Here is a 10544-nt window from a genome sequence, read left to right as displayed (position 1 = left end):
CCACTTCTAAAGGCAGCTTGTGGTTGGTATTTTCTTGTTCTGGAGCGCCCTGCGCAATTCAACCTTGTTCTCTTTCCAGAAATGTTTCAGTTCATCGACTGTTACTCCATCAACCCCACTCGCGCCTTATTTTTAATAAACACGCAAGTAGGCTTCATTCATATTTTGATTACTCAAAATCTGTTCTAGAAGTTCCCACACTCGTTTCTCCTTCCCTCTCACGTAATAAGTGATAACTCCCTTTTGGTTTCCTTCTGAGGTACGCTCATACTTTCCCCATTAACACATTCTGAGTAGGTCACTTACGCATTCGTGGCGTTGAAACACTATAAATTGTTTAGCCCTTCATGAATTACTTCATTACTATGGCTTCTGCTGACTTCTTGCGACAAACCTTTTTCGACTGTACCTACGTACATCCGCAAGACCTCCCAGGGTAAGACAACTATCCTTCCTCTTTTACTTGCCTGATTTACCCTACAAAGTTACGCACATCTTTTGGACTTTGACTTGTTATGGAGCCTTATCCCTTTGTAGAGCCTTAGTATCAGGTTTCTGTTCGTCAAGCCAAGATTTTATTCCACGCTTCCTCCAGCCCTTACCTCACGATAAGTACCTTGCGCTTCCTTAGTGGTTGGTCGATGTGTACCCCCACAGTGGACTTTCACCACCTAGATAGTTGCCATGCCTGGCACACATACAAMAARCGTCCTACTAAGAGGACGCTTTTTTGTATAATTACTTGTTGAATTGAGCTTTAGCTGTTTCAGCTAATTGTGCAAATGCTTTTTCGTCAGCGATTGCAAGCTCAGCAAGCATTTTACGGTTCACTTCGATACCAGCAAGTTTTAAACCGTGCATTAAACGGCTGTAAGAAAGACCGTTCATACGTGCAGCTGCATTGATACGTGCGATCCATAATTTACGGAAATCACGTTTCTTTTGACGACGGTCACGGTAAGCATATTGACCAGACTTCATAACTGCTTGATTTGCTACTTTATATAAAGTGTGTTTTGAACCGAAATAACCTTTTGCTAATTTAATGACTTTTTTACGACGTTTGCGAGTAACTGTTCCGCCTTTTACGCGTGGCATAGATTTTCCCTCCTAGTGTTGTATCCGTATTGATTAAATGTTATCTAGCATGTGACGAATGCGCTTGTAATCCCCTGCAGAAACGACTGCGCCTTTACGTAGCTTACGCTTTTGCTTTTGAGATTTGTTTGCGAATAAGTGGCTTGTGTAAGCATGAGAACGTTTAAGTTTCCCAGAACCAGTCTTTTTGAAACGCTTAGCTGAGCCGCGGTGAGTTTTCATTTTTGGCATAATAATTTCCTCCTCGGGTTCTATTACTTTTCGTTAGTTGGTGCTAAAACTAAGAACATGCTACGTCCGTCCATTTTTGGCTTAGACTCGATCGTTGCAACGTCTTTACAAGCTTCAGCAAAACGGTCAAGAACACGTTGACCAATTTCTTTATGAGTGATGGCACGTCCTTTAAATCGGATTGACGCCTTCACCTTATCTCCTTTTTCAAGGAACTTACGTGCATTACGTAATTTTGTGTTAAAGTCGTGCTCTTCAATCGTAGGACTTAAGCGCACTTCTTTAAGATTGATAATCTTTTGATTTTTACGAGCTTCTTTATCTTTCTTTTGTTGCTCAAATTTGTACTTACCATAGTCCATGATACGAGCTACTGGCGGTTTCGCATTTGGTGCAACAAGGACAAGATCAAGGTTTACTCGACCAGCAATCTCAAGAGCATCTCGCTTCGCTTTAATTCCAAGCTGTTCACCGTTTTGGTCAATCAGACGAACTTCACGAGCGCGAATACCATCGTTTAAGATACTGTCATTGTTATTATTGTTCTTGCTAATAACTAGCCACCTCCAAGAGTTTATTGAAAGATACTTCATTGTGGAACTCCGAATGCTACATTCACAAGGACCATTCTCCATAAAAAAAATGCCGGTGAAGTCAAACTCACCCGCATTAAACCGCACTTATGTGCGTCATATGTTAACGTAAACCTGACAACTGCTTTATGCGTCAAACAGGTGAGAAGCGGGTAGCTCCTTCTTCCACAAATTCGTATTCAATTTAACCTTAGAAAGTATAACACAATAATAGAAGACGTGTCAAACATCTTTGATATTTGAAATCAACATTCATTATATTATCAAAATAAATCCTATTTGGCAATACTTTTTTACGTTTTAAGTTTTTTCAAGCAGGATAAAAGTAACATAACTATATTTTTCAGGAGGAACCGAAGGATGAATAAATGGATAACATGCACTGGCTTAGCCATCCTTTTAGTTGGATGTACTAGTGAGCCCGAAGAAGAAGCTACTGATATTAATAATAATGAAATTGAAACTAACACAGTAGAAAAAAATGACGAAACCGAAGATACGATCAAATTTGATTCTTTTGAATTAAGTGTGGACATTGATGGATTGGGGCAAGAATACACGGCTGAATATGAAAAGCGTCAAGATGGAGTTTATGCCTATATTGATGACAATATCAATGATCAAGAGATGACATCGAGCGAAGCCTACAAAGAACTTGCACCTTTAATTGAAAAATTAGCTTTTGATGAAAACACACCTGATGAATTAGTTGTAGAAGAAGTCGTGAATGCGTTCAATTTGAGAGATGATTTTGAAAGCTTTGAATTGGAGATAGAGTTTGATACAGGCTCCGAGAAGGAGTATGTGATGGAAGGATAGATAGATTTTTGAAGATAGTTTGTTGTGCTTCCTCAGGGGGAGCTTTTTTTTGTGGTGGCGCGCGAACCCAGCGCGGGGCTCTATTCCGGCCTTTCCACTACTTTGTGCACCGCGTAAACCCAGCGTGGGGCTCTATTTCGGTCTTTCCACTACTTTGTGCACCGTGCGAACCTTGCGCGGGGCTCGATTCCAGTCATTCCACTACTTTGTGCACCGCGCGAGCCGTGCGCGGGGCTCTATTCCGGGTCCTTCCACTACTTTGTGCACSGCGTAAACCTGGCGTGAAAGCTCTGAAACGTTTCCGCAACATACCTTTTCTTATATGGTCAAAAATTATTTCTTTCCTCACTTAATTAGCATAGCCACAACCTCAAACCAGTTCAAGGTACTTCTCCATACCTCCCCATCTCTCCAAAAATCAACCAACAAAAACAAAACCGCGTCCCTAAAAGGGGCGCGGCACTATTCAAACGTTATTTCGTAACCTCTTTCTTCAAAGCAGTGAAGAATTGGGCAAAAGGAAGAGTTTCTGATTTTTGTTCACCATATTTACGAACATTAACCGCTTCTTCTTCAATTTCATTATCACCGACAACTAGCATGTACGGGATTTTTTGCATTTGCGCTTCACGGATTTTATAGCCAATTTTCTCATCACGAGAGTCTAGATCTGCACGGATACCAGCCGAACGCAGTTCTTCTTGTACTTTCTTGGCATAATCAAAGTGTACGTCTGGTGATACTGGGATCACTTGTACTTGAACAGGTGCTAACCAAGTTGGGAATGCTCCTTTGTACTCTTCAATTAAGAAGGCCACAAAACGTTCCATTGTAGAAACAACCCCGCGGTGAATAACGACTGGACGATGCTGCTTTCCGTCTTCCCCTACATATGTTAAATCGAAGCGTTCTGGTAATAAGAAGTCAAGCTGAACAGTGGAGAGAGTTTCCTCTTTACCAAGAGCCGTTTTTACTTGAACATCAAGCTTCGGTCCGTAGAAAGCAGCTTCCCCGTCCGCTTCAAAATAGTGAACATCTAATTCATCCATCGCTTCTTTTAACATGCTTTGTGCACGTTCCCACATTTGATCATCATCAAAATATTTTTCTGTGTCTTCTGGGTCACGATAAGAAAGTCGGAAGGAGTAATCTTTTAAATCAAAATCTTTGTAGACTTCCATCACCAAACGAACCACACGTTTGAATTCTTCTTTAATTTGATCTGGACGAACAAAGATATGAGCATCATTTAACGTCATTCCACGTACACGTTGTAGACCTGCTAACGCTCCGCTCATTTCATAGCGGTGCATTGTTCCAAGCTCTGCAATACGAATTGGAAGTTCGCGATAGCTATGGATACCGTTTTTATAAATCATCATATGATGTGGACAGTTCATTGGGCGAAGTACTAGTTCTTCATTATCCATTTCCATGACAGGAAACATATTTTCTTGATAATGATCCCAGTGTCCGCTAGTTTTATACAGGTCTACACTTCCTAGAACCGGTGTATACACATGGTCATATCCTAGCTTTTCTTCTTTATCCACGATATAACGCTCTATCATACGACGAACTGTCGCACCTTTTGGTAGCCATAGAGGTAAACCTTGTCCCACCTTTTGTGAGTTCATGAATAGGTCTAGTTCTTTTCCTATTTTACGATGGTCACGCTCTTTTGCTTCTTCTAAGAGGCGTAATTGTTCTTTTAGTTCATCTTTTGTGAAGAAAGCTGTACCGTAAATACGTTGAAGCATTTTATTATCGCTATTCCCTCTCCAATATGCCCCAGCGATACTTAGAAGTTTAAATTCCTTAATTTTACCAGTAGATGGTACATGGATTCCACGGCATAAGTCGAAGAATTCACCTTGCTCATAAATGCTAACCGCTTCGTCAGCAGGAATGGCATCTAAAAGCTCTACCTTATACTCATCACCTGCAAAGCGGGCTTTCGCTTCATCACGTGACACTTCACTGCGAACGATGTCAAGGTTTTCGTTGACAATTTTCTTCATTTCTTTTTCGATTGCTGGCAAGTCTTCTGGTGTAATTTTATGTTCAGAGTCTACATCATAGTAAAATCCACCTTCGATTACTGGACCTACACCTAGCTTTACGCTTTCATCACCATATAGACGCTTAATCGCTTGTGCCATTAAATGAGCTGTACTATGACGAAGGATTTCTAAGGCATCTTCGCTTCCTGCTGTAATGATTTCAATATCTCCATCTATCATTAGAGGAGTGCGAAGATCCACCCCTTGACCGTTTAATTTACCAGCGATGCTTTTCTTTTTTAATCCTGGGCTAATGCTCGCCGCTACATCTTCAGTTGTCGTTCCTTTAGGAAACTCCTTTACAGCGCCATCAGGGAACGTTAACTTGATCATTTCTGACATCTCTTTCACTCCTTTTAAATTGTTGGACTCATGTTTTGAGCCAAATAAAAAAACCTCGCTCCTTCATTTACATGAAGGGACGAGGTTATGTATACATATTCGTGGTTCCACCCTAATTCTTATCGCCATAAGTTGCACGATAACTCCAGATCAGATAACGGCTGCTACCGTCAACTATTACAGGCAAAGGATTGCGTTCACAGTTGAAGTTTAGAGGTGGTAAGAAGCTCCATCGTATTAGGAAGGTTTCAGCCTAGCCTTCCCTCTCTTTGAATCGTAAAGAGAATCTCATATCCTCATCATAACTTTTGTTTATTAAAATTATAATATGTAAGTCATTATAATTTGTTCCTATCTGAAAATCAAGGGACAGTTATGATAAAAGATCAAGAGATTTTCCTCTGGCGTGTATGCTCCAATTTTCTATGGGATGGATTTGAATTCTTTCTTCAAAGATATTCTTGATTGTCCGTATAATCCCATCTTCTTCACTGGGCAGATACACGTGGATTTCCTTAGGTGCTAAGGACAGTAGTGGAGCAATGGTAGACGAATCAATGTATACAGGATGCTGAGTTAAAAGCCTTTTATCCAGATACTTTCGTAAAATTTCCTGTTCCATTACGTTATAGTGCTCATCATAAAATAATAGAGATAAGTCCTTCTTTACTAAATGCACAATTTGCTTTAACGCACGTTTTTCTTTTACATATTCACGTAATGAATGGATGTACGTTTGATATTCTTGCTCCATTTTAAATTCATCTATGGCCAGTTCCACCATTTTGACAATATGCTGATAATACTTTTGCATTCGAAATGTCAGAAATGAATCAAACGAAAACCATTCTGTTCCGCCGCTTTCAAGCACTTCTTCAATCGATTGAATCATATAATATGCCTCATTAAATCGAGGAAGTAACTTCACTAGTTCTTCTCTTTCACCATGTCCCATATCTTCTACGATCTGAACAATTTGCGCGATTTCATCTTCATCTTCAAAGTAAAAGGTTTTAGTTAAAATACTTGCTGCAAAGGCTCGTCTCATATCCGTCATCATGTATTCTTTAATTACTCTTGAAAATAATGCCCGATTCTTTTCAAAATCTTCTACGGTGACAATGTAATGTGGCTGATTACGTACAAGGGTTTCTTGGAGAGAAGTGGATATGTGATAAGAAAGAAATCGATAGAATAATCGTTCTCCATCTTTCTTTTGCTTACAAATCAGCTTGACCAACGGTTTCCCCCCTTTTTCCAAAAGCTCTGCTTTATATATATGGGAGGCTTGGCCATTTTAGAAGTAGGTCCTAAAAAGAAGAGAATAAATCTTTTGACTCTAAAAAACTCTCCAACCCATTCAGATTGGAGAGTACTGTCAGCCTCTTCGATTAGGCCCGTCTAATGCAATTGGTGCAGCTAAATAGTTGATTCGCTCCATTATTCTAGCAGCCTTTAATTTTTCTTCTTCTCCTCTTTGAGAATAAGCTAAGTGATGTTCTAGTTCTTCAAAGTTAAAATTAGAAGAAAAGAAGGTAGGCAGGTTTTCAAGCATTCGGTGCTGTAAGATCGTTCCTAATATTTCATCTCTTGCCCAGCTAGACATAGATTCTGCCCCTATATCATCTAACATCAGGACGGGAGCATTTTTCACGGCATCTAATTTATCGTTAAATTTTCCTGAATCTCCTAAGGCACTCTTCATCTCTCTAAAAAATTCAGGAACGTATACGATATAGGATGAAATCTTTTTTGTCGCCAGTTCATTCGCAATCGCTCCTAAAATATACGATTTCCCAACTCCAAATTTGCCATGAATGTATAATCCTTTCTTGGACGATGTTTCAATAGTATCGACTAAATTCATCGCCTGACGAACCGCCTTCATACGAGTGGGTGTATCTAAATCAATGTGTTGAAATGTTGCATTTAATACATCTTTTGGTACGTATACACTTTGAATGAGGGATTGCATTTTATTTTGTTGGTCCGCTTGCTGCTGTCTTGGACATTTATGATACGAAAGATTAATCGTTCCTTTATCTACAACGAGTGTCGGCTCATAGCCTTTCATCATATTTTTGCACTCACCAAGACTTGGGCATTGTTGGCATTCTTTACTTTGAGATTTATATTCGTAGAGCTTCATTAAGCTTTGATTAACTATATCAGAATGAAGGCTTAAATAATTTTCTTTTAAGAAATGCTGAATATATGGATCAGATAGGATTTCTTCTCTCATGTTTTGGTACATGTCTTTAAAATCTTGGCGTTTCATCATTTTTTGAAGTGACTCGTCAATTTTTTTCATTGACTTCCCCCCTCTTACGTAGCTCTTCTTCTAGTTTACGTCTTTCGTTCTCAAAATCAAAGGATTCTTCCTCTGTCTGTCCACTTTCTTCTTTTGGTGCTTGAGTAAACCAATCCGGAAGCTTTTCTGTTCGGATGGGAGATTTTCTTCTCGTAGCAGATGGCTTATCCTTAGTTGCCGTCCATTCTATATATTGAGCATGCTCTTTCTTAGCGATGGCCATAGCTTCTTCAACCGTAGCGATTTTCTTTCTGGCCCAGTGAGAAGCAATTTTATCCACGTAGCCTTTTGTTAACTTCATATCTGTCCGAAGTAGAACATAATAAATGAGGACATTGACTACTGGCTGCGGTAGCTTTTGGTAGAGGAGTACACCTTCGATAATTTTCATATCACTCTTAGAAGGCTCCGCACCATCAGACAAATCCTTCAGTAATTCAATAGGCGTTGCTTCATTTAAATAGTGAATGAGCTTTTCTTCTTTTGTTACAGGCACCTTAGTGTCTGAAGAATTCTCTACCGGCTCTGACATTTTACTCAGCAAAGTAGGAAATTCTTCCCCTGTTTGTAATTGATACGTGTTTCGTGCAGCCTTCCTTAACTGCTCGATATCTATTTCATTCTCGATAGTCATCGCTTGTAGAAGTACTTTTTTCATTTGAATGGGAGGGAAGCCATATAAAAAAGCAATTTTTAAAATAACATCTTTTACTTTCTCTGTAATAGCTTTTCTAGGCACCATTGACTCGGATAACAGTGAGATAAAAAATTACAAAATCAAATTGTAAGGAATCTAGCTTAATGTCTTCACTCTTTTTTCCTCTTTTAACCTTTTTCCTTGCATTGGCTCACTTGCTTCTAAGGCTTCGGGGTTATCCACAATGCGATAATCGGAGGTAAACACATCTTGAAAGGACCGAGTGATGTCCGTGAATTGAGAGACGTTTAGTTCCTCTACACTGAAAAATTCTTTTTAATTTAAGAAACTGCGTTCGACCAATTTTTTATATAAAAAGATATTTAAAAAACCGTCTTGAAAGAATTGTTCTGGCGATAGGGGAGGCTGTAATTCATAAACGAACGCTCGTTCATCATCTGTTTTCTTCACATACGACTTGATTAACCCTATTCCTTCAAGCTTAAGCCTTGCTTCTAGAATTTCTCGTAAGTTGAGTGAAAAAACATCCATTAAATAATAGTGATTATACCGATCTGATGTTCCACTAATCTCCTTTTCAAAACTGGACCACCATGTCATATAAAGACTGTAGGCTTGTGGACCAATCAAAGGTTGGTATAAAAATGTCAACACTTGACGGTGGTACTCATGTAAGATGCCTTTTAATTTTACCTGATACGCATCAACAGGTTGAAGCTCTGACCAGAGCGAAGACATAACCATTCAACCCTTTCTTTTTTTAACTGTGTGATGAAAGAAAAGAGCCAAAGAAATCTTTAGCTCGAGTAGGTTTCATCATTATTCGTTTTTCTTTAATAAATCCTTTAACTCATCTAAAAAGACGTTCAGATCTTTGAACTGTCTATACACAGAAGCAAATCTGACATAGGCAACTTCATCTAATTGGGACAGTTGATTCATAACAAGTTCACCAATTACTTCAGATTTTACTTCAGCATATCCTTGATTCCGTAGTTCTTTCTCTATTGATAAAGCAACAGTCTCTAATTGGTCAAGGGTTACTGGGCGTTTCTCACACGCCTTAATGAGTCCACGCAGCATTTTTTCTTTACTAAATTCTTCACGTGTTCCTTCTTTTTTCACCACAATAAGAGGCAATTCCTCTACTCGCTCAAATGTTGTGAAACGATGGGAGCAGTCTTCACATTCTCTTCTTCTGCGTATAGAACGACCTTCCTCTACAGGACGAGAGTCAATTACCTTCGTTCCATTATACTGACAAGAAGGACATTTCATATCATCATCTCCATGAAACAGTTATTACTCTAATCTTATAAGAACTAACACAATTAGACAAGTAGGTAGAAGAAAAGAACAAAAAAAGATACCTCCTAAGGCTTAGGAGGTAATCTTTTTCTTTATCTTTTAACCAACGTCAAATCCTTATCTAGCTTTTTGTAAAATTCTTCAATCTCACCGCGCAGTTTAGGATAAGCTCCAGTTAAAGAACCTTTATCAGTCGTTAATTTAAAATCAACCGCTACTTCAAACGGTCGTAAGACAAGAATCGTGGATACTAAGAAAACTTTGCCTTTTCCCGCCATGATCTCACCATGTTCTTTAGACACCGTTTGAATAGCATATCCATTAGCTTTAATTAACGATTCAACAGATTGAAACACATGATCTACAGATGCTTTATAATAGTGGGTTTGCAACGTATTTTCTTTATGATGATCGGACGTTTCACATTCCTGTTGAAATCGTCTAAACATATCTCGAAAAGCCATATTGCGAGTCTCCTCTCTCTATCTATTCTTCTTAAGTGTAGTCCATTTTTTAAGGACAATCAATTTCTTATAGCATAATAAAAAGGAGTGCCTAAGACACCCCTTTACTCTCTCATATGTTAAAGAGCTTTAGCTTCTGACTGTTTCACTTGAACTGGACCCATTCCACGTGGTAATTCAATCGTTTCTTTCGTTTGAGCATTTAACGCTTCTGCAATGTAGTTTGCTGCAATGTTCGGATCTAAATCTCCACATGTGTAAACATCTACGCTTGCATATCCGTGCTCTGGAAAGCTGTGAATGGTCAGGTGAGACTCAGAGATGATAACAACTCCACTAACACCTTGTGGCGCAAATTTGTGGAAAGCAACTTCCCTTACTTCTGCCCCTGATTTTAATGCTGCATCAACAAAAACCTGTTCAATTGTTTCCATGTTGTTTAACTTATCGAAGTCACAGCCCCAAAGTTCTGCAATAATATGACGACCCATTGTTTCCATAGTCGTTTCCCCCTTTGACATGTATTTTTTTGTTTGTCAAAATGAATGCCTCTTTCAGCAATTAATAACTACCACGGGGGAAAGTTAGTCCGAAGAGGTCCTAACCCTTTAAGTAGCTACACGAAACCTATCGCGTTCAAGAAGTTCACGATAAAAA

General features: G+C 39.0%; 13 protein-coding genes and 2 other annotated features. Of the genes, 2 read left to right on the top strand and 11 right to left on the bottom strand.

Going from position 1 to position 10544, the window contains the following annotated elements; translation table 11 throughout:
• Positions 1 to 189: hypothetical protein (locus M44_RS28310; protein ID WP_237705286.1), on the top strand; the 189-nt coding region annotated here is incomplete at its 5' end.
• A gap of 549 nt (positions 190 to 738) precedes the next feature.
• Here the strand turns inward: M44_RS28310 and rplT are convergent.
• The 3 genes from rplT to infC are packed head-to-tail and all read right to left on the bottom strand — an operon-like array spanning position 739 to position 1922.
• A complete protein-coding gene (gene rplT, locus M44_RS13355) occupies positions 739 to 1098 on the bottom strand; it encodes a 50S ribosomal protein L20 (protein WP_010174393.1) in 360 nt (119 codons plus the stop codon).
• A 33-nt stretch (positions 1099 to 1131) separates the two neighbouring features.
• Positions 1132 to 1329 (bottom strand): 50S ribosomal protein L35, encoded by a 198-nt coding sequence (gene rpmI / locus M44_RS13350; RefSeq protein WP_010174392.1) that lies wholly within the window; start codon positions 1327 to 1329, stop codon positions 1132 to 1134.
• A 23-nt stretch (positions 1330 to 1352) separates the two neighbouring features.
• On the bottom strand, positions 1353 to 1922 hold the full coding sequence (gene infC, locus M44_RS13345) for a translation initiation factor IF-3 (protein ID WP_010174391.1): 570 nt from the start codon (positions 1920 to 1922) through the stop codon (positions 1353 to 1355).
• Positions 1923 to 1959: 37 nt separating this feature from the next.
• Positions 1960 to 2093, bottom strand: a sequence feature (ribosomal protein L20 leader region).
• 189 nt (positions 2094 to 2282) lie between these two features.
• Between infC and M44_RS23185 the strand changes: the two genes are divergently transcribed.
• Positions 2283 to 2741 (top strand): YusW family protein, encoded by a 459-nt coding sequence (locus tag M44_RS23185; RefSeq protein ID WP_010174390.1) that lies wholly within the window; start codon positions 2283 to 2285, stop codon positions 2739 to 2741.
• 473 nt (positions 2742 to 3214) lie between these two features.
• Here the strand turns inward: M44_RS23185 and thrS are convergent, their stop codons facing one another.
• The 8 genes from thrS to speD all read right to left on the bottom strand — a co-directional run bounded on the left by thrS (position 3215) and on the right by speD (position 10387).
• A complete protein-coding gene (gene thrS / locus M44_RS13335; RefSeq protein ID WP_010174389.1) occupies positions 3215 to 5146 on the bottom strand; it encodes a threonine--tRNA ligase in 1932 nt (643 codons plus the stop codon).
• Between the two features lie 72 nt (positions 5147 to 5218).
• Positions 5219 to 5458 (bottom strand) — a binding site (T-box leader).
• A gap of 61 nt (positions 5459 to 5519) precedes the next feature.
• Positions 5520 to 6386, bottom strand: a complete 867-nt coding sequence (locus M44_RS13330; protein ID WP_010174388.1) for a putative sporulation protein YtxC — start codon at positions 6384 to 6386, stop codon at positions 5520 to 5522.
• Positions 6387 to 6524: 138 nt separating this feature from the next.
• Entirely contained in the window at positions 6525 to 7457 is a 933-nt protein-coding gene (dnaI, locus tag M44_RS13325; protein WP_010174387.1) for a primosomal protein DnaI, read from the bottom strand.
• On the bottom strand, positions 7444 to 8199 hold the full coding sequence (locus tag M44_RS28305) for a DnaD domain protein (RefSeq protein WP_010174386.1): 756 nt from the start codon (positions 8197 to 8199) through the stop codon (positions 7444 to 7446). Before M44_RS28305 ends, dnaI begins: the two co-directional genes overlap by 14 nt.
• Before the next feature lie 231 nt (positions 8200 to 8430).
• A complete protein-coding gene (locus M44_RS28300) occupies positions 8431 to 8853 on the bottom strand; it encodes a replication initiation and membrane attachment family protein (RefSeq protein WP_237705285.1) in 423 nt (140 codons plus the stop codon).
• Positions 8854 to 8934: 81 nt separating this feature from the next.
• On the bottom strand, positions 8935 to 9393 hold the full coding sequence (gene nrdR / locus M44_RS13315; RefSeq protein ID WP_010174383.1) for a transcriptional regulator NrdR: 459 nt from the start codon (positions 9391 to 9393) through the stop codon (positions 8935 to 8937).
• Positions 9394 to 9515: 122 nt separating this feature from the next.
• Complete coding sequence (locus M44_RS13310; protein WP_010174382.1) at positions 9516 to 9887, bottom strand: hypothetical protein; 372 nt, start codon at positions 9885 to 9887, stop codon at positions 9516 to 9518.
• A gap of 119 nt (positions 9888 to 10006) precedes the next feature.
• A complete protein-coding gene (speD, locus tag M44_RS13305) occupies positions 10007 to 10387 on the bottom strand; it encodes an adenosylmethionine decarboxylase (RefSeq protein ID WP_010174381.1) in 381 nt (126 codons plus the stop codon).
• Positions 10388 to 10544 lie beyond the last annotated feature (157 nt).

This window comes from Bacillus coahuilensis m4-4 (genome assembly GCF_000171615.1).
In the GTDB taxonomy this organism is placed as follows: domain Bacteria; phylum Bacillota; class Bacilli; order Bacillales; family Bacillaceae_K; genus Bacillus_T; species Bacillus_T coahuilensis.
This window is presented reverse-complemented; position numbering and strand designations above follow the sequence as displayed.